This is a genomic window from Novosphingopyxis baekryungensis DSM 16222 (genome assembly GCF_000420305.1).
Lineage (GTDB): Bacteria > Pseudomonadota > Alphaproteobacteria > Sphingomonadales > Sphingomonadaceae > Novosphingopyxis > Novosphingopyxis baekryungensis.
Genome location: NZ_ATUR01000002.1, coordinates 342647 through 360551 on the forward strand (window position 1 = coordinate 342647; position 17905 = coordinate 360551).

Annotated in this window: 17 protein-coding genes and 1 tRNA gene; 8 read left to right on the top strand and 10 right to left on the bottom strand. The window is 63.0% G+C overall.

The genetic code is table 11. The features are described 5' to 3' along the window. Window positions 1-94 precede the first annotated feature (94 nt). Window positions 95-874 (bottom strand): phosphoribosylaminoimidazolesuccinocarboxamide synthase, encoded by a 780-nt coding sequence (purC, locus tag G410_RS0101725; RefSeq protein WP_028970934.1) that lies wholly within the window; start codon window positions 872-874, stop codon window positions 95-97. A 234-nt stretch (window positions 875-1108) separates the two neighbouring features. On the opposite strand from purC, the gene G410_RS0101730 reads away from it, so the two are divergent. Further along, complete coding sequence (locus tag G410_RS0101730) at window positions 1109-2899, top strand: autotransporter domain-containing protein (protein ID WP_022671935.1); 1791 nt, start codon at window positions 1109-1111, stop codon at window positions 2897-2899. A 5-nt stretch (window positions 2900-2904) separates the two neighbouring features. Here the strand turns inward: G410_RS0101730 and kynU are convergent, their stop codons facing one another. Genes kynU through otsB form a run of 5 tightly spaced genes read right to left on the bottom strand, consistent with a single transcriptional unit; the run spans window position 2905 to window position 9048 of the window. Beyond that, the gene (gene kynU / locus G410_RS0101735) at window positions 2905-4134 is read right to left on the bottom strand and encodes a kynureninase (RefSeq protein ID WP_022671936.1); all 1230 of its coding nucleotides are present in this window, start codon (window positions 4132-4134) and stop codon (window positions 2905-2907) included. After that, a complete protein-coding gene (locus tag G410_RS0101740) occupies window positions 4131-5033 on the bottom strand; it encodes an alpha/beta hydrolase (protein ID WP_084488868.1) in 903 nt (300 codons plus the stop codon). The genes kynU and G410_RS0101740 overlap by 4 nt, the downstream gene beginning before the upstream one ends. 48 nt (window positions 5034-5081) lie before the next feature. After that, window positions 5082-6497, bottom strand: a complete 1416-nt coding sequence (otsA, locus tag G410_RS0101745) for an alpha,alpha-trehalose-phosphate synthase (UDP-forming) (RefSeq protein ID WP_022671938.1) — start codon at window positions 6495-6497, stop codon at window positions 5082-5084. Then, entirely contained in the window at window positions 6494-8305 is a 1812-nt protein-coding gene (locus G410_RS0101750; protein WP_022671939.1) for a glycoside hydrolase family 15 protein, read from the bottom strand. The genes otsA and G410_RS0101750 overlap by 4 nt, the downstream gene beginning before the upstream one ends. Beyond that, on the bottom strand, window positions 8302-9048 hold the full coding sequence (otsB, locus tag G410_RS0101755) for a trehalose-phosphatase (RefSeq protein WP_028970936.1): 747 nt from the start codon (window positions 9046-9048) through the stop codon (window positions 8302-8304). Before otsB ends, G410_RS0101750 begins: the two co-directional genes overlap by 4 nt. 241 nt (window positions 9049-9289) lie before the next feature. Here otsB and G410_RS17875 point away from each other — a divergent pair, with 241 nt between their 5' ends. The 3 genes from G410_RS17875 to G410_RS17880 all read left to right on the top strand — a co-directional run bounded on the left by G410_RS17875 (window position 9290) and on the right by G410_RS17880 (window position 10974). Continuing rightward, window positions 9290-9454, top strand: coding sequence for a hypothetical protein (locus G410_RS17875; protein ID WP_022671941.1), 165 nt, complete (start codon window positions 9290-9292; stop codon window positions 9452-9454). Between the two features lie 164 nt (window positions 9455-9618). Next, on the top strand, window positions 9619-9993 hold the full coding sequence (locus G410_RS0101765; protein WP_156851822.1) for a hypothetical protein: 375 nt from the start codon (window positions 9619-9621) through the stop codon (window positions 9991-9993). Window positions 9994-10395: 402 nt separating this feature from the next. Then, window positions 10396-10974: a hypothetical protein gene (locus G410_RS17880; protein ID WP_156851823.1), complete on the top strand. Its 579-nt coding sequence runs from the start codon at window positions 10396-10398 to the stop codon at window positions 10972-10974. On the opposite strand, the gene G410_RS18430 is transcribed toward G410_RS17880, so the two are convergent. Then, window positions 10938-11216, bottom strand: coding sequence for a DUF6471 domain-containing protein (locus tag G410_RS18430; protein WP_425411239.1), 279 nt, complete (start codon window positions 11214-11216; stop codon window positions 10938-10940). The two genes, G410_RS17880 and G410_RS18430, sit on opposite strands and share 37 nt — an antisense overlap. A gap of 189 nt (window positions 11217-11405) precedes the next feature. Between G410_RS18430 and parC the strand changes: the two genes are divergently transcribed. Beyond that, entirely contained in the window at window positions 11406-13673 is a 2268-nt protein-coding gene (gene parC, locus G410_RS0101780; RefSeq protein ID WP_022671944.1) for a DNA topoisomerase IV subunit A, read from the top strand. A 36-nt stretch (window positions 13674-13709) separates the two neighbouring features. Here parC and G410_RS0101785 read toward each other — a convergent pair whose 3' ends face one another. The 3 genes from G410_RS0101785 to G410_RS0101795 are packed head-to-tail and all read right to left on the bottom strand — an operon-like array spanning window position 13710 to window position 16026. Next, entirely contained in the window at window positions 13710-14888 is a 1179-nt protein-coding gene (locus G410_RS0101785) for a CCA tRNA nucleotidyltransferase (RefSeq protein WP_022671945.1), read from the bottom strand. Next, window positions 14885-15466, bottom strand: coding sequence for a CoA pyrophosphatase (locus G410_RS0101790; RefSeq protein ID WP_022671946.1), 582 nt, complete (start codon window positions 15464-15466; stop codon window positions 14885-14887). The genes G410_RS0101785 and G410_RS0101790 overlap by 4 nt, the downstream gene beginning before the upstream one ends. Beyond that, window positions 15463-16026, bottom strand: coding sequence for a DUF1285 domain-containing protein (locus G410_RS0101795; RefSeq protein ID WP_028970938.1), 564 nt, complete (start codon window positions 16024-16026; stop codon window positions 15463-15465). Before G410_RS0101795 ends, G410_RS0101790 begins: the two co-directional genes overlap by 4 nt. A gap of 127 nt (window positions 16027-16153) precedes the next feature. On the opposite strand from G410_RS0101795, the gene G410_RS17240 reads away from it, so the two are divergent. From G410_RS17240 to G410_RS0101810, 3 genes are all read left to right on the top strand, one after another. Next, window positions 16154-17014 carry a DUF1499 domain-containing protein gene (locus tag G410_RS17240; protein WP_022671948.1) on the top strand — a complete coding sequence of 287 codons (861 nt, stop codon included), beginning with the start codon at window positions 16154-16156 and terminating at the stop codon, window positions 17012-17014. A 10-nt stretch (window positions 17015-17024) separates the two neighbouring features. Continuing rightward, on the top strand, window positions 17025-17756 hold the full coding sequence (locus tag G410_RS0101805) for an extensin-like domain-containing protein (RefSeq protein WP_028970939.1): 732 nt from the start codon (window positions 17025-17027) through the stop codon (window positions 17754-17756). Between the two features lie 70 nt (window positions 17757-17826). Beyond that, window positions 17827-17900: transfer RNA gene (locus tag G410_RS0101810), tRNA-Gly, on the top strand. The last annotated feature ends 5 nt before the right edge of the window (window positions 17901-17905 follow it).

Consider the following 17905-nt stretch of genomic DNA (forward strand, 5'->3'; position numbering starts at 1 on the left):
GCTGAACGCGGGACCATTCGACCAAGGGAGAACCGCAGACGACCAACTTGCTGCGCCTCTTTCGCGCGGCGCAGCAAGTCGGAAATTCCGACCGTCAGTTTTGCGTTTTCTTGCGGTGCTTTTCCATGTCGAGCACGGTGTTGCCGCCATCTTCCGGGAGCAGACCGAGACGGCGCGCGACTTCCTGATAGGCTTCCACCTCGCCGCCCAGGTCGCGGCGGAAACGGTCCTTGTCCAGCTTCTCGCCGGTCTCGATATCCCACAGGCGGCAGCCGTCCGGGCTGATCTCGTCGGCCAGGATGATGCGGCTGAAATCGCCGTCCCACAGACGCCCGAATTCCAGCTTGAAATCGACCAGCTTGATGCCGATCCCGGCGAACATGCCGCTCATGAAATCGTTCACGCGGATGGCGAGGCCGGAAATGTCACGCATTTCCTCGTCGCTCGCCCAATTGAAGCAGGCGATATGTTCCTCGGCGATCAGCGGATCGCCCAGCGCATCGTCCTTGTAGCAATATTCCAGCAAGGTGTGCGGCAACGGGGTGCCTTCCTCGATCCCGAGGCGCTTGGACAGCGATCCGGCGGCCACATTGCGCACGATCACTTCGATCGGCACGATTTCCACCTGGCGCACCAGCTGTTCGCGCATGTTGAGGCGGCGGATGAAATGGGTGGGGATGCCGATATTGCCCAGCTGCGTCATCACATGCTCGGACACGCGATTGTTGATCACGCCCTTGCCGTTGATGGTGCCCTTTTTCTGCGCATTGAACGCGGTCGCATCGTCCTTGAAATACTGGATGATCGTGCCCGGCTCCGGGCCTTCATACAGGATCTTGGCCTTGCCTTCGTAAATCTTGCGGCGACGGGACATGCACAGGGCTCCGGGTATAACGAACTGCGCCCCGGTGGCACGGCATTCGAATCCGTGCGCGGCCGAGGCGATGAGGGCGATCATAGCGCCGTTCCAACATGCACGCAATTCACCATCTCAGGCGGGCATTTCGGCGCTTGGCACTTGCGCGCAGGCGGCAATACCGTATCGGCTATAAGCTGTCCGAAGCATCTGATATAAAAACGACTTCGGCATACCGGAGAGATGAAAGTCATGAAGAGTATCAAGAAGGCGCTGCTGTCTGCCAGCGCCGCCGCCGGCCTGGCCGCTATTGCAATGCCCGCCGCCGCCCAATCGACCAGCACCACCAGCGCCAGCGAAGACAGCACCGCCGTCGATCGCGTTATCGTGTTCGGTGACAGCCTGTCCGACGGTGGATTTTTCGCGGCGACCGGCGCGCTGCCGCCCGGTGCCGGCAGCTTCACCACCAATCCCGATCCCGTCGCGCCCGAAGTGTTCGCCAGCCAGTTCGGCCTGACGCTGGACCCGGTCTATGGCAAGGGCGGCACCAACTATGCCATCGGCGGCGCGCGCGTGACGCAGCCCAATGGCATCACCATCCCCATTGCCAACCAGGTGGGTAATTTCCTGGCCACCGACAGCTTTCGCGCCGGTGACGTCGTCTACATTCAGGGCGGCGGCAATGACTATTTCGCGTTTCTGGCCGGGGGCGGCGTCAATCCGGCGATCCTGACCAGTTCGGCCGATGCGCTGGCGGCGCAGGTGGCCCGGCTGGAAGCCGCCGGCGCGCCGACCATCGTAACCATGGCCGTGCAATCGGGCGGCGCAGCCCCGCTCCAGGCCTATAATGCCCGCTTCGAATCGCAGCTTGCGGCGCAGGGCAGCAATGTGCTCTATTTCGATACGGACATGCTGTTCAACGAACTGGTCAGCCAGGCCGCATCCTTCGGGATCACCAATGTGACGGGCGTGGCCTGTACCGTACCGAGCTCGGTCGCATGTACCCGCGACACCCTGGTCAGCCCCAATGCCAACAACACCTATATTCTGGCCGATTCCGTGCATCCCGCCGGGATTTCGCAGCGCGTGCAAGGCCAGGCGATTGCCAGCCTGTTGAAGGCGCCGGAGCAGATCGGCATTCTTGCCCTGTCCCAGCAGGCCACGCTGCGCCGTCAGCGCGCATCGTTCGAGAATGAGCAGCGCAACGGCCTGGGTCAGCAGGGCATCGCCCTGTTCGGCGGCATCGGCTATGGCTATTTCGATCGTGATGGCAGCGCATCACGCATCGGCGGTAGCGAGCGGGCGATCACCGGCACGCTGGGGGCGGATATCGCCTTGGGCGATCAGCTTGGGCTCGGTATCGTCGGCGGTTATTCGGACGGCGATGGCCGGTTCGACGCGGGCCGTGGAACGTTCGATAGCGAAAGCTGGAGCGCCAGCGGCTATGCCCGTGCGGCGGTCGGTCCGGCCAAGCTGATTGCGGATGTGACCTATGGCGAAGGCGATATCGATACTGTTCGCAATGTCACGCTGGGCCCGGCGCTGCGCAGCCAGGCGGGCGCCACCGACAGCAAGATGTTCGCGGTCAGCGGCGCGGTTCGGCTGGATCTGATCAATGGTCCGCTGGTTCAGATCGGCCCGGAGGCCGGCATCGCCTATGAAGACACCGACATCGACGGCTTTACCGAAGGCAATATGTTGAGCACCCAGGCCACCTTCGGCGATCAGGAGCTGAACAGCCTGACCGGCCGCTTCGGCCTTGTTGCATCGGGCAGCATGCTTGGCGGCACGGGGTTCTTTGCCCGTGCATCCTATGTGCATGAATTCGACGATGATCCGCGCAGCTTCTCGATCACGCCTGCTGGCGCACCGGTCAGCTATTCGGGCAATCTCGGCGGTCTGGAACGCGATTACGCGTCGGTCGCCATGGGCGTGAATGGGCGTGTTGGGCCGGTAGGCTTGCGTGCCAGCGCCGGCGGTGAATTCGGCCGGGGCGATCTTGACGCGCTCAGCGCATCGGCAGGCTTATATCTGCCGTTCTAACCCTATCATGTGACGCGGCCCCGCTGTGAAAAGCGTGGGTCGTGCCACAACTCACTGTCCAGGATTTTGGCCATCGCCACGACGGCACGCACAATATCCTCATGGCTCAGATATAGCGGCGTCAGGCCGAAGCGGATGATGTCCGGTGCGCGGAAATCCCCGATGACCCCGCGGTCGATCAGTGCCTGACACAGTTCGAACGCATGGTCGAAACGGAAGCTGATATGGCTGCCGCGCGCGGCCGGCTCCAGGGGCGATACGCATGTCAGCGCTGGGCAATATTTCGCCACCAGCCGGTGGAACAGATCGAACAGCGTGACCGATTTTGCCCAGACGCTGTCCATATCGATCCCGTCGAAACTCTCCACGCCGCTTTCCAGCGCGTCCATGGAGAGCATGGGCGGCGTGCCCGCCTGCCAGCGCGCGATGCCGGGGGCAGGCTCATAGCTATCTTCGAACGCGAAGGGCCGCGCATGGCCGAACCAGCCGCGCAACGGGCTGACCAGCCGCTCCTGCAGATGCTCGGCCACGTAAAGGAAAGCGGGCGCGCCGGGGCCGCCGTTCAGATATTTATAGCCGCAACCGACGGCCAGCTCCGCGCCCGCCTGGTTCAGATGCAGCGGAACGGCGCCGACCGAATGGCTGAGATCCCAGACGATCCGCGCGCCTGCATCGGTGGCGCGCGCGGTGACGGCGGCCATGTCGAACCTTTCGGCTGTCTTGTAATGGACATGCGTCAGCAGCGCGGTGTTGGTCTCCGGCCCGAACGCGTCCAGCAGATCGGCGCGCTCCAGGACATCCAGCCTCAGATTGGGCATCACCTCCGCCGCGCCGCTCGCGATATGCAGATCGGTATGGAAATTACCGGCTTCCGACAGGATTTGCGGTCGTTTTGGAGACAGCTGTGCGGACGCGACGACCAGCTTGAAGATGTTGACCGAGACCGAGTCGGTGACCAGCACCTCATGCGGTTTCGCGCCGATCAGGCGGGCGATCTTGCGGCCGATGCGCGCCGGTGCGTCGATCCAGTCGGCATCGTTCCAGCTGCGGATCAGCCCTTCACCCCACTGGCGGGCGACCATGTCTTTCTGGCGCGCCACGGTGGCGATGGGGAGCGGCCCGAGCGAATTGCCATCGAGATAGATCAGCTTTTCCGGCAGATGAAAACGCGCCCGCATCGGTGCCAGCGGATCCTTGATGTCCAGATCGCGGGCATGGGTAAGATCTGTGGTCATTTGCGTCCCAACGCTTTTTCGATTTCTTCCACTGCCGCGGCCCAGGCGGCCGTTTCCGGCGCGATCAGCTCGACATGCCCGCTATCCGGAATGAAGCGCACATGCACATCGTCGCCTTTGGCGTGCATATCCGCCTCATATTGCGTGGCGTAATCGGTCGGGATAATCCGGTCGTTCCGCCCGTTCACCAGCAGCTGCGGCACGCCCAGCGGCGCGAGGCGTGGCACGGAGGTGTCGGCATAATGGCCGCCGCCCGAAATGGTGTCGATCACTTCGGTCCCGCAGCCGGAGCCGGGCGGCGTGGCCGCCAGTTCCAGATCGGGCAGGCCGCCCTGGCTGATGACGAGATCGGGGATGACCGGATCGGCAAGCCGCAGCGGCGAATCCACTGGCAGCTTGTCCTGCGCAGCCAGCCACAGCGCCAGATGCCCGCCCGCCGAATGGCCGATAGCAATCAGTGGCTCGATATCCAAATTCAACCTTGCGGCATGGTCGCGCAGCGATTGGGCCGCCCTGGCGACGTCCAGATACGTGCCGGGATAGCCGCCGCCGTCCCGGTCCACCCCGCGATAGTCGATATTCCAGACGGCGATGCCGCGACGGCGCAAATCGCCCGCGATCCAGTCCATCAGCGTGCGGTCTGCGATCCCGGTCTGCCAGCAACCGCCATGAATCATCAAGACGGTGGGGAAGGGGCCATCGCCTTGAGGGCGCCAGAGATCGGACAGTTGATAGATGTCCGGGCCATATCGGATCACTTGATCCGGCTGCGGATGCTCGCGCTCCGTCAGGTCGGGCCATGTCAGAAGCTCGGATGCGGCAACAGCCTGCTGCGCCGCAACGGGACATGGCACGGTGAGGCCCAATGCAGCGGCAGTGAAAAGAGGGAGGATGCGCATGCGTGCAGGTTCTAGCGGACGCGGCGGCGATGTCGATGCCGCGCAAGCTCACTCCTCGTCGCTGAGCTCCAATAGCTTGTCTTCCGCGCTTTCCACATCCTGTGCCTGCATCAGCTTGTTCACATAGGTCTCGCGCCACCAGACCACATCGGTCTCGCCAATTTCGTCCATCATGATCTTCCAGCGGCGCTTGCGCTCGTCCAGCGGCATGGTCAGCGCCTGATGGATGGCGTCAGCCATTTCCTCGTCGCTATAAGGATTGATCAGCAGCGCCTCGGTCAGCTGTTGTGCAGCTCCGGCGAAGCGGCTGAGGATCAGCACGCCGGGATCCTGCGGGTCTTGCGCCGCGACATATTCCTTGGCGACCAGATTCATGCCGTCGCGCAATGGCGTCACCAGCCCGACCTTGGCCGCGCGGTAGATGCCGCCCAGCTGATCGCGCGGATAGCCCTTGTTGACGTAGCGGATAGGCGTCCAGTCGACATGCGCGAAGCGGCCATTGATGCGCCCGGATTCGGCTTCCAGCGAGGCGCGGATTTCCTGATAGCTCTTCACCTCGCCGCGCGAGGGCGGGGCGACCTGCACCAGCACGACATGGGTGTGCATCTCCGGATGATCGGTGAGATATTTCTCGAACCCCTGAAAGCGTTCTTCCAGTCCCTTGGAATAATCCAGACGATCCACGCCGACGATCATCGCGCGGTCCTGCAGGCTGGCGCGCATCTTGGTCAGCGCCGCCTTGGCATTTTCTGAATTCACGGCATCCAGAAATTCGTCATAATCGATGCCGATGGGGCAAGCGAAGGCCTTGATCGTGCGGCTGCCGACGGTGATGTCATCGCCATCGATGGTGCCGCCCATTTCCTTTTCGCAATAATGGCGGAAGCTCTCCAGCCATTCCTCGGTCTGGAAACCCAGCACATCGTAGGCGAACAGGGATTGCACGAGCCGCTGATGATGCGGCAGCGCCACCAGCAGGCGCGTGGGCGGCCAGGGCGTGTGCAGGAAAAAGCCCATGCGGTTCTTCACGCCCTGACGGCGCAAGTCCCAGGCTAGCGGGATCAGGTGATAGTCATGCACCCAGACGGCATCGTCGCTCTCGATCAGCGGCTGCAGCGTCTCGGCGAAGCGTTTGTTGACCCGCTCATATCCGCTGCCAAAGCTGCGTACATATTCGGCCAGATCCATGCGATAATGGAACAGGGGCCACAGCGTGCGGTTGGCATAGCCATTATAATATTCGTCGACGTCCTGCTCTTCCAGATCGACCGTGGCGGTGCGCACGCCGTCATATTCGTCCAGCCCGATATGGCCGGTGAATTTGCTTGCCGTCTCGCCCGACCAGCCGAACCAGATTCCCTTATGCTCGCGCAGTGCCGCAGACAGCGCGACGGCCAACCCGCCCTGCGCGCCATCGGGGCCGGGTTTCTGCACGCGGTTGGATACGATAATCAGGCGGCTCATCTATAGTCGCTCCAGGGTTTGCTGAGCAGGACGGCGCAGTTGATGATCCCAACAAGGGAATAGGTCTGCGGATAATTGCCCCACAGCTCACCGGACACCGGGTCGATATCTTCCGATAGCAGACCGGCGGGCGTCCGGCGACCCAACATGTCTGAAAACAAGCGCTTAGCTTCTTCTTCGCGCCCGGATTTGGCCAGCGCCTCGATCAGCCAGAAGGTGCAGACGGTGAACGCAGTTTCCGGCGTGCCGAAGTCGTCCTCGCTGTCGTAACGCAACATGTGGTCGCCGCGGCGCAGCGCCTTTTCCAGCGCGCCGAGCGTGCCCTGAAAGCGCGCATCGTCTCCGGTGACGAAGCGCAGATCGACCATCTGCAGCAGGCTGGCATCGCGCATGTCGCCATCGAACGTGGCGGAAAAGGCCTGCGTGTCTTCACGCCATGCCGCGTCCTCGATGCGCTTCTTCATGGCCTCCGCGCGCGTGCGCCAATGGCTTGCGCGGTCCGGCAGGCCGAGCTCGCGCGCGGCACTGGCCAGGCGGTCGCAGGCGGCCCAGCACATCATCGCGCTATAGGTGTGCACATGTGATTTGGTGCGCAATTCCCACAGCCCGGCGTCGGGCTGGTCGTACAGCTCGAACGCACGATCGCCGACCTTTTCGAGCGATTCGAAATCCTCCACGCCGGACATGCGCATCAGCCGGTGGTCGATAAAGGCCTGCACCGAGCTGAGCACGATCTGGCCATAGGCGTCATGCTGTTTCTGGCTGTAGGCGGCGTTGCCCACGCGCACCGGGCCCATGCCGCGATAGCCGCCAAGCGCATGCGCTTCGCCCTCTTCCAGCCGCGCATTGCCGCGCACATCGTAGAGCGGCTGGACATCGCCGGTCTTGCTGCTGTCGACGATGTTGCGCAGATATTCCAGATAGCTTTCCAGCACATCAAGCGCGCCGATCCGGTTCAGCGCCTCGACCGTATAATAGGCATCGCGCACCCAGCAGTAGCGATAGTCCCAGTTGCGCCCACTATCCGCATGTTCGGGGATCGAGGTGGTCAGCGCTGCCACGATCGCGCCGGTATCCTCATGCTGGCATAGCTTGAGCGTGATCGCCGCGCGGATTACCGCTTCCTGATATTCCGGCGGGGTGGCCAGCCCGCGCACCCAGCCGCGCCATTCGCCCAGCGTATCGTCCAGCATCTTTTCCAAAGCAGGCTCGATCGCTTCGGAAAAGCTCTCATCCGGGCCCAGAAAGAAATACATGTCGCGTTCCACGCGAAAGGCATTCTCTTGCGATACCAGCCCGATCGGGGCGTTGGTGGACAGGCGCATCGGCATCGCATCGATAGCGTAGCAGATATGGTTGGAGCCATAGCTGCGGTCCACCTTGTCGATGTTCCAGCCGGATGCGGGACGCAGGCGCACGCGGATGCGCGGGCTTCCGGAGACGGCGCGCACGATCCGCACAAAGGCATTGGGCCGGTAAATCCGCCCCTTGCCGCGATAGCGCGGCGCGAAGTCGATAATGTCGATCGCGCTGCCATGATCGTCCGTCTTGCGCGTGATCAGCACCGGTGAATTGCGCAGGTAGCGCTGCGACACGCTGGTGCAGCCCTCCAGCTCTATGGCCCAGAAGCCCCCGGCCTTTTCCTCGTCATCGAACGGCGTATCGTCGATCAGCGCAGGGAACAGCGGATCGCCGTCCACGCGCGGCAGGCAGGCCCAGACAAAACGCGCCTGATCGTCCACCAGCGCGCTGGCCTGACAATTGCCGATCGGCCAGAGGTTGAGATTGCGATCCGATGCTTGGGTCATGAAGACACTCCCTGTTCCAGCCAGTGATGGACCGCAGCCACATCCTCCAGCCTGTATATGGCCGCGGTCTCGCGCTGCGGCCCGACCAGAATGCCATGTCCGCCCAGCGCGGCGACCGCTTCGAAGCCATCCTCGTCGGTCACGTCGTCGCCAAGAAAAACGGGCGTGCCACGGTCGAACGGCGGACGATCCATCAGGCCGCGGATGGCCGATCCCTTGTCATCCTGGCCCGCGCGCAGTTCGGCCATCATCTTGCCGTCCTGCAGAAACAGACCATGCTCCTGCGCCAGTGCAGCGGCGAAAGCCTTGCATTCCGCCTCCCGCGCCGGCGCACGCCGATAATGCAGGCACACGCCGAGCGGCTTGCGCTCGACCAGCAGGCCGTCATCGCGGGACGCAAAATCGTCGAGCGCGGCCCCAGCCGAGATCAACGCGTCCGGCGCGTCCGGCCGGTCGATGGTGCCGGGCTGCAAGCTGATCTCGCTGCCATGGCTGCCGGCAATCGGCGCATGGATGAGCCCGAACTGGCCGCGCAGCGTATCGACATCGCGACCGCTCACAATCGCCAGCCGCCCATCCAGCTGTTCCGTCAGCCGGTCCAGCAAGGCATGAAGCGTGCCGGCCACCTCCACCGCTTCGGGCCGGTCCGCCAGCGTGACGAGCGTGCCGTCGAAATCGAGAAACAGGCTCGCGCCGACCAGAAGGTCGCGCGGCGGGGCGGGCAGGGCAGAAGAGCTAGGCACGCCGCGCACCTTATGGCTTTTGCTGCACTGCGCAAGAGAGGTGCGCCGCCCTTTCCGTCTTTTGACCGAACCAGCGGACGGGCGCCGCGCTGCGCAGGCCATGCTGCCAGAGAGAGTCATTCGCAGCATCATAATCGCTAGTGATTATCAATAGTAAGTTGTTGATTCCATTGACTTTTTATTAGCGCGTCTGTATAAGGGTCGCATCATATGAGATGAACAGACATAAAGGATCGCGCTAATGCATTGCCAGAACTGCAAGTTTTTCCAGACGAATCAGACCGAGTGCCGCCGCTATGCACCGTCGCCGGCAGAGGGTGACAAGAAGGCGCATTGGCCCACCGTGTCGTCCGACGACTGGTGCGGCGAGTTTGTTGCAGCCGAGGGTGAGCGCAAAGCCGCCTGAGCACATCAGCAGCGGATGGCTTCAGCCAGCGATCCGCATAGGTGAGAAAAAAGGGCGGTTCCGGCCGCCCTTTTTCATGCCCGCACGAATATTTATGGCAAAATGGCTTGACCCAGTCTCTTTTGCTTATCATTCTCAATAGCACGCAAGCTGTTGAGGTTTCCATGATCGAACATTTTCGCGCCCATTGGTTTGACCGGATTGCACAAGGCAGCACGCTCGCCGATCGTTCGGCGGCCGAACTGGCGGTCAGCCCTGGCCGTGCCGAAGGCCGCATTGCGCATTGGTCGCTCTGCCGGGCGGTGGCTGCCCTGCAGCGGGGGGCCCGTCGCCCGCTCCACATCGGTGCCATCGGCGCGCCGACCACGACGCCAAGCGAGCGCGCCTTTCTCTCGGTGCTGGATGCCATGGCCAATGGAGATCAGGCGCTGGCGCAGCGCCACGCCGAATGGCTCGTCCACAAATCGGCGCTGCCAGGCCTGCTCGGTGCCATAAGCCCGTTGGCCGATATCTATCCCAAACTCGCCCGCGCCGCCTGAAGGGGTTTTGAAAGCGCTGCGGGATCAGCCGCCTCCGCTTCGCGCCAAGCTGGATCGACCAGCCATGAGGTAGTGGTGCAATTGATCGGCACGATCTCGGCCAGCCTAGAATCGAGCCGCTGCGCCGCCTCCATCCCGCCGAACCCGGCCCCCACGATCACGACCCGCTGTTTCGCCCGACCCATCGCAACCGTCCAATCCATAGCCGCCGATGCGCGAGCATATCGGTTTTTCGCAAAACCAACGATTGCACAAGCGCGCCGGAATACGTGTGAGCTACGTATGCAACGCAACCTTCATCCCCCTCGGCATTATGTAGGAAACGCGCCAAGCGCGGGTGCCCGCCGGCGCAGTTCGGTTTCAGGACTCGCGTTATGAGCGGGCTTGGGACAAGGTTAGTGTATGATTGCAGCCAAACGAATAGGGTCGTTTTTAGTAACTGGCATTCTGTGGCTTTTTCTAGGAGCGCGGCTTGTAGCGGACGGCATTGGCTACGCGACACTGCCAGACGATGCGAAAGTAGCATCGAAGGTGGGTCATCAGGTAATTTTATACGTTCTTGCAACGCCTTGGTGGGCTGCTTTTGGCGCAGCGCTTATCGCTACCATCTATCTGATTCACACGTCATGGCCTCGTACATCTTCTGGAAAATCACCTCGGAAATCAGATAGGTACTACGGATTGGGTCTGGAAGGCCTTCGTTTTGCTCGCCGAGTGGACGTTTACTTTTCAGGAAACCATTCAAGCCATGGAGAAAATGCTCGTGACCTCTTAGCCGCTGGCTATTCGCTCCGTATTTCCTACGAAAAATCGAAAATTACCACGCCTCGGTTTGGCGACGAAACTGATGTTGATACTATGCTGAATGACATGTGCTTGTTTTACGCCGCTACCGGTACGCTTCTAAAAGACGGGCACTTCAAAGAAGCAGTAGCCCATGCGCGTCACATAATTAAAGCAAAAGGTTTGTCGCCCCAATAGCCTCTAAGCATTGGATTAAAAACACCGGTGGAAAATTCACCCCGGCTGATCTTCTTCCTGACATTTGGCTCAGAGTTCATAACTCCCACGTCTGCTAGCTTCCCAACAAGCTGGGCATAGGTGATCCCCCGGCGGGATAGGTCGGCCTTCAAAAGCGCCTCGGCCTGATTGCCAGTATGTTCGGCAATTCCGCGCCTGACCCAATAACAAAGGGCTGTCCTACACGCCCCTGTTTGCGTCATAAGATCACCCGCTCTTTCACACTGTCGGTCTTCCGTTTCGCCCCGGGTGAACCGCGCATTTCACGAAGCTCACTTTCCGCTCCTGGACAGTGTGACCCGTGTGACCTTCAAGTCATCCGCGCTGCTTTCCACAGTTTTTGCTGGGCCCTGTCTGTTCCTTGAGCCAAGCGGCTGCTATCCGGTGCAGTCATGAGCGATGACACCACCCTGGATACCCCGGAGACGCCCAAGGACGAGTTCGACCAGATCGTCGATGCGCCGTTCGATGCGGCGCTGTCCGAGCGCTATCTGGTCTATGCCATGTCCACCATCACGGCGCGGTCGCTGCCCGATCTGCGTGACGGGCTGAAGCCAGTGCATCGGCGGCTGCTCTGGGCGATGCGGCTGCTGCGGCTGGACCCGAGCCAGGGTTACAAGAAATGCGCCCGCGTGGTGGGCGATGTCATCGGCAAATATCATCCGCATGGCGATCAGTCGGTCTATGACGCGATGGTGCGGCTCGCGCAGACATTCTCGCTGCGCTATCCGCTGGTCGACGGACAGGGCAATTTCGGCAATATCGATGGCGATAATGCCGCGGCCTATCGGTATACCGAGGCCAAGCTGACCAAGACGGCGATGCAGCTGATGGCCGGGCTGAACGAGAACGGCACCGATCTGCGCCCGACCTATAATGGTGAGGATGAAGAGCCCGAGGTGATGCCCGGGCTGTTCCCGAACCTGCTGGCCAATGGCGCGGCGGGAATCGCGGTCGGCATGGCCACCTCCATCCCGTCGCACAATGTCCATGAAATCCTGGATGCCGCGACGCTGCTGATCGATCAGCCCAACGCCTCGCATGACCAGCTGATGGAGATCGTGAAGGGGCCGGATTTTGCCACCGGCGGTCTTCTGGTCGATGCGCCGGCCAGCATATCGCATGCCTACAAGACGGGGCGCGGCTCCTTCCGGGTGCGCGCGCGCTACACGATCGAAAAGCTGGAACGCGGTGCCTGGCAGGCGGTGATTACCGAGATTCCCTATCAGGTGCAGAAGGGCAAGCTGATCGAGCAGATCGCGAACCTGATCGCCGACCGCAAGCTGCCGATCCTGACCGATGTGCGCGACGAGAGCGATGCGGAGATCCGCATCGTGCTGGAGCCCAAGAACCGCACGGTGGACCCCGAGCAGCTGATGAACGCGCTGTTCCGCCTGAGCGATCTGGAGAGCCGTTTCTCGCTCAACATGAACGTGCTGGACGCCGCGCACACCCCCATGGTGATGGGGCTGGGCGAGGTGCTGGAGCATTGGCTGAAGCACCAGATCGTCGTGCTGCAGCGCCGTTCGCAGCACCGGCTGGACGCCATCGATGCGCGGCTGGAACTGCTCGAAGGCTATATCATCGCCTATCTCAATCTCGACCGGGTGATCGCCATCATCCGCGCCGAGGATGAGCCAAAGCCGGTGCTGATGGAGGAATTTCAACTCACCGACAGGCAGGCCGAGGCGATCCTCAACATGCGGCTGCGCTCCCTGCGCAAGCTGGAGGAGATGGAGCTGAAGCGCGAGCGCGACAAGCTGGCTGCCGAGCGTGAGGGGCTGGTGAAGCTGCTCGAAAGCCCTGCCCGGCAGCGCACGCGGCTGAAGAAGGACATTGCCGAGCTGCGCAAGGACTATGCCGAGGATACGGCGCTCGGCGCGCGGCGCACCGGGCTGGAGGAAGCTGACGCAACCATCGAGGTGCCGCTGGAGGCCATGATCGAGCGCGAGCCGCTGACCGTGATCGTCTCCAAGCGCGGCTGGATCCGGGCGATGAAGGGCCATGGCAACGATATTTCCGGCGTAAAATACAAGGAAGGCGACGAGCTTTCGCAGAGCTTCGAGACGCAGACGACCGACAAGCTGCTGGTCGCCACGGCCAGCGGGCGTTTCTACACGCTGGGCGCGGACAAGCTGCCCGGCGCGCGCGGCTTTGGCGAGCCGATCGGATCCATGGTGGATATCGATGGCGGCAATGCGATCATCTCCGTCATGGCCGCGCGCAAGGGGGGCCGGCTGCTGCTTGCGGCGTCCGGGGGGCGCGGTTTCGTGGCGCAGATGGATGAGCTGATTGCCGAAACCCGCAAAGGCCGCCAGGTGGTCAACCCCAAAGGCAGCGCCGTCCTCAAGGTGGTGCGCGAGATCGCGGCAGAAGACGATCATGTCGCCGCCGTCGGGGACAATCGCAAGCTGGTGGTGTTCGCGCTGGCCGATATGCCCGAGATGACGCGCGGGCAGGGCGTGATGTTGCAGCGTTACAAGGATGGCGGGCTGAGCGACGCGATCACGTTCAGGCTGGAGGACGGCCTCAGCTGGACGATGGGCGGCGAGACCGGGCGCACGCGGACCGAGACGGATTTGCTGCCATGGCGTGTGGCGCGCGGCGCGGCGGGTCGGCTGCCGCCCAATGGCTTCCCGAAGGACAATCGCTTCGACTGATCATGGGCCTTGAGGGGCAGGGGCGCACCGCTCGCCTTAGAGCTGCTCCGCGACAAGAGCATCCAGCCGATCGGCCACCGGAAAATTCTCCGCCATCCAGCGGGCTTCGATCGCATGGAGTTTCCGGCCAAGTTCCGGTCCCGGTTGCAGTCCGCGGGCGATGAGGTCTGCGCCCTTCAGCGGGAAACGCGGCGGCGTCCAGTCCATCAGGGCGTCAAGCGCAGCCTCGCACCCGGCATCATCGGCATAGAGCAGCGCGGCATCGCGCGCCGCGTCCCACCCATGGGCATAGGCGGCGTGGCGCGGGATGGAGTTGTCGCGGCACAGAATGCGATCGCGCATGGCTTCCCGCTGCTTGCGGGACAATTTCAGCCGCGCGCCGATATCGGTGGCCGTTTCCACGCTGGCCGGCAGCAGCGCGAGCAGGCGGCGCAGCGCAGCGGGGTCCACGGCGTGCGCTTGTTCCCGCTCGATCAGCCGATCGAGCAGCGCCATGTCCGTTATCTCCGGCAGCACCGGCGCGAAGATACCGCCGCCGAGCATCGCGCGTACGGCGAAACGCGGATCGTCCAGCCCTAGCAGTTTGAGCAGTTCGTCGGCAATGCGTTCGCGCGACAGGCCTTTCAGGCTGCTGGCCGCCGCGTGGCAGGCGGCATAGGCTTCCCCGTCCACTTCGCTGCGCCCGAACCGCGCGAGGAAACGAAAATAGCGCAGGATGCGCAGATGATCCTCGGCAATGCGCTGCGTGGCATCGCCAATGAAACGCAGACGCTGTGCCTCCAGATCGGCCAGACCGCCGAAATAGTCGGAAATCTCGCCCGTCTGTGGATCCGCATAGAGCGCATTGATCGTGAAATCGCGCCGCGCCGCATCTTCCCGCCAGTCGTCCGAAAAGGCCACAGTGGCGCGGCGGCCGTCGGTGGAAACGTCGCGCCGCAAGGTCGTGACCTCAAACGTGCGCCCATCGGCGACGGCAGTGACCGTGCCGTGATCGATGCCGGTGGGCACCGCTTTGAGGCCCGCCGCCTTGAGCCGCCGCATCACCTCTTCGGGCCGTAACGGCGTGGCCAGATCGATATCGTGCACGGCGCGCCCCAGCAGGCTGTCGCGCACCGCGCCGCCGACGATCCTGGGCTGCATTTCGCCATCGCTCAATGCGGCAACCACGGCGATCAGGGCCGGATCGCTGCGCCACGCGGCATCGGGCAGTTTCATGCCGCTTCCCGCAGGCGCCGTGACAGATTGGCGATGATCCCGGCGGTCACGCCCCAGATGCGGCGGCCCTGCCAGTCCATATCATAATAGACGCGGCGGCTGCCTTGCCAGATGCCGCTCTTCTGTTCGACATTGCGATGATCCAGCAGCCAGGCGAGCGGCACCTCGAACCAGTCTGCCACCTCATCGGGGCAGGGAACAATGGCAAGGTCTGGCGGCACCAGCCCAATCACCGGCACGATGCGAAATCCACTCCCGGAAAGATAGGGAGAGGATGCGCCGATCACGTCCACCTGGTCGGGCGGAATGGCGAGTTCCTCCTGCGCCTCGCGCAGGGCGGCAGCGATGGAATCCTTGTCTTCCGGTTCCAGCTTGCCGCCAGGAAAGGCGACCTGCGAGGGATGGTTGCGCAACCAGTCGGGACGCTGGGTCAAAATCACGCCCGGCTCATCGCGCCTGGTGATGGGGATGAGGACGGCCGCCTCGCGATAGCCGCCGGGCGGCGGACCGAAGCTGGCCTCATCTTCATGCATCGCATCCATGGCGAGCGCGCGGGTCAGCCGGGCGGCAAGGCTCATGCCGATGGCTCCACAGTGAAAAAGCTGCCGCCGCTCCAGATGCCGGGATGATCGGGATCGGTCGCCAGCGCAAGTTCCACCAGCTCATAATAGACCGCGCGGGTCAGCCGTGCCTCCAGCCCATGCCGCACATGCAGATAGAGACGCGGCGCATCGGGGTCGCTGCCGGGCCGCAGCGCGTGGCCTGGCCCAGCCACCACGATATCGTCGGTATTCAGCCTGAAGCTGATCGACGTTTCCTCGCCGCTGCCTTCCACCCGCATCTCGACCGCCTGGAACGGCGCATCTTCCACCGCGATCCATTGTTTCTCATAGGGAACGACCAAGGCGAAACGGCCATCCTCCTCCAGTCGCAGCAGGCGCGAAAAGGCGCGGACCATCGCCGGGCGATTGATCGGCCCGCCATCATGGTACCAGCGGCCTTCCGCATCGATCCGCATCAGGCTGTCCGAAGCGGCCTGCGGGTCCCAGTCCTGCACGGGAGGAAAACCACCGCCCGCGCCCAGGCGCAGGATGTCTTCGGCGGTCAGGCTGGCAAGGTCGGGCGCGTCATAGGGCATCGCTATCAGATAGAGTGCCCGTTCCAGCTTGCCAATGCGCCGTGGTTGGATGACAAGCACAGGTGCAACCGCCTGCGTGCCATGCACGTTTAGGCCAGAACAGAATTCATCAGAGGGGCAGCGCATCATGGACGTCAATCAAACAGAGCCGGTCGGCGGGACGCAGGACGCGGCTGCCAATCCGTCCAGCGGAAAGCCCGCGTTGATCAAGCGTGATCCTTTCGGGCTTCTGGTGCTGATCCTCGGTGCCGGTGCCGGCCTGTGGGGCCTTTTGGCCTCGTTCGGTTCCGGCTGGGGGTTCTGGGATTATACGGTCGGCCTCACCTGGCTGCGTTATGCCTTTTTCCTGGCGCTCTTCACGCTGGCGCTGGGGATTGGCGTGTTCGTCTGGCGTCGTCGCAAGGGTATGCGCACCAAGATGCCGCGGCTTCTGGTCGGCATGCTGTCCGCCGCCATCTTTGCCGGATATATCGGCTATCAGGTAAGCGTCGCCAAATCGCTTCCCGCCATCCATGACATCTCGACCGATCTGGCTGATCCCCCGCAGTTCGTGGCCTTGCAACTGCGCGCCGACAATTGGGACGCCATTCCCGGCGCCGATGATGGGGACATGCAGGGGTTGTCCCCGCGCCAGCGCTGGGCCTTGCTGCATCAGGAAGCGTATCCCGATATCCGCTCCGTGCGGGTGAACATGCCCGTGGCCGATGTGATTGCCGCCGCCGACCGGCTGGCGCAGGACCGCGACTGGGATGTAGTCGCCGCCGTTCAGGCGCGCGGACGGCTGGAAGCGACCGACACGGTCAGCGCTTTCCGGTTCAAGGATGATGTCGTGCTGCGCGTGCGTCCGGCTGCCGGCGGCGAAGGGTCGATCATCGACATGCGTTCGGTCAGCCGCGTCGGGCAGAGCGATATCGGCGTGAATGCCGAACGGGTGCGCAGCTTCCTGTCTGACCTGAGCGGCACCACCACCACGGCGGCGAACCGCTAATTCCACGATGCTGCGGACTGTCAAAGGTGTCGTTCGCAGCATCGTCCTGCTCCTGCTGATCGGAGGCATAGGGCTGATCGGCTACGTCGTGGTGCGCGATCGGCCGCAGGACGTTCCCTGGACCGAGCTTGATCTGACGCAGCCGGTGGGAATGTTTACGGGCCGCAAGATTGCGGCGCTGGGGTCGGATCCTGCTAAATGCCGGGCGCTGCTGGATCGGGCGGGCGTGGAATATGCGGTGCGTTCGCCGCGTGGGGAGGGGCAGTGTCTGGCCGATGACAGCCTGATCCCCGAAGCCGGCGGCGCAACGGCCATCCGCTTCCGCCCGGCTTCCCTGGCCACCAGTTGCCCTGTCGTCACCGGTCTGGCGCTATGGGAATGGCAGGTGCTGCAGCCAGCCGCGCGCAAGCATTTCGGCGAATCCGTCGCCAGCATCGGCCATTTCGGATCCTATAGCTGCCGCCGCATGTATGGCGGATCGGACGGTCCTTGGAGCGAGCATGCCACGGCCGATGCCATCGATATTGCCAGCTTCACGCTGGAAGGCGGCAAGAAAATCAGCGTGCTCGACGACTGGAATGACGGCAATGCGCAAGAGCAGGCATTTCTGCGCGAGGTGCGCGATGGCGCCTGCGATCTGTTCGCCACGGTGCTCTCTCCGGACTATAACGCGGCCCACGCCAATCATTTTCATCTGGATCAAGCCGATCGCGGCACCACAGGATTTCGGGTCTGCCGTTAGACCGTCAGGCCTGGCGGCTGTCGCCAATCCGCTTGTCAGCCGCCCGCGCTCAAGCTAATGGAGCGCGCATGCGGGCGTGATGTAGTGGTAGCCTGTCAGCTTCCCATGCTGATCGTGCGGGTTCGATTCCCGCCGCCCGCTCCAGCCTT

Bases quoted from the DNA above. Each gene is read 5' to 3' on its own strand.
- purC (WP_028970934.1), bottom strand. From the start codon at position 874: ATGTCCCGTCGCCGCAAGATTTACGAAGGCAAGGCCAAGATCCTGTAT.
- G410_RS0101730 (WP_022671935.1), top strand. From the start codon at position 1,109: ATGAAGAGTATCAAGAAGGCGCTGCTGTCTGCCAGCGCCGCCGCCGGC.
- kynU (WP_022671936.1), bottom strand. From the start codon at position 4,134: ATGACCACAGATCTTACCCATGCCCGCGATCTGGACATCAAGGATCCG.
- G410_RS0101740 (WP_084488868.1), bottom strand. From the start codon at position 5,033: ATGCGCATCCTCCCTCTTTTCACTGCCGCTGCATTGGGCCTCACCGTG.
- otsA (WP_022671938.1), bottom strand. From the start codon at position 6,497: ATGAGCCGCCTGATTATCGTATCCAACCGCGTGCAGAAACCCGGCCCC.
- G410_RS0101750 (WP_022671939.1), bottom strand. From the start codon at position 8,305: ATGACCCAAGCATCGGATCGCAATCTCAACCTCTGGCCGATCGGCAAT.
- G410_RS17875 (WP_022671941.1), top strand. From the start codon at position 9,290: ATGCATTGCCAGAACTGCAAGTTTTTCCAGACGAATCAGACCGAGTGC.
- G410_RS0101765 (WP_156851822.1), top strand. From the start codon at position 9,619: ATGATCGAACATTTTCGCGCCCATTGGTTTGACCGGATTGCACAAGGC.
- G410_RS17880 (WP_156851823.1), top strand. From the start codon at position 10,396: ATGATTGCAGCCAAACGAATAGGGTCGTTTTTAGTAACTGGCATTCTG.
- G410_RS18430 (WP_425411239.1), bottom strand. From the start codon at position 11,216: ATGACGCAAACAGGGGCGTGTAGGACAGCCCTTTGTTATTGGGTCAGG.
- parC (WP_022671944.1), top strand. From the start codon at position 11,406: ATGAGCGATGACACCACCCTGGATACCCCGGAGACGCCCAAGGACGAG.
- G410_RS0101785 (WP_022671945.1), bottom strand. From the start codon at position 14,888: ATGAAACTGCCCGATGCCGCGTGGCGCAGCGATCCGGCCCTGATCGCC.
- G410_RS0101790 (WP_022671946.1), bottom strand. From the start codon at position 15,466: ATGAGCCTTGCCGCCCGGCTGACCCGCGCGCTCGCCATGGATGCGATG.
- G410_RS0101795 (WP_028970938.1), bottom strand. From the start codon at position 16,026: ATGCCCTATGACGCGCCCGACCTTGCCAGCCTGACCGCCGAAGACATC.
- G410_RS17240 (WP_022671948.1), top strand. From the start codon at position 16,154: ATGGACGTCAATCAAACAGAGCCGGTCGGCGGGACGCAGGACGCGGCT.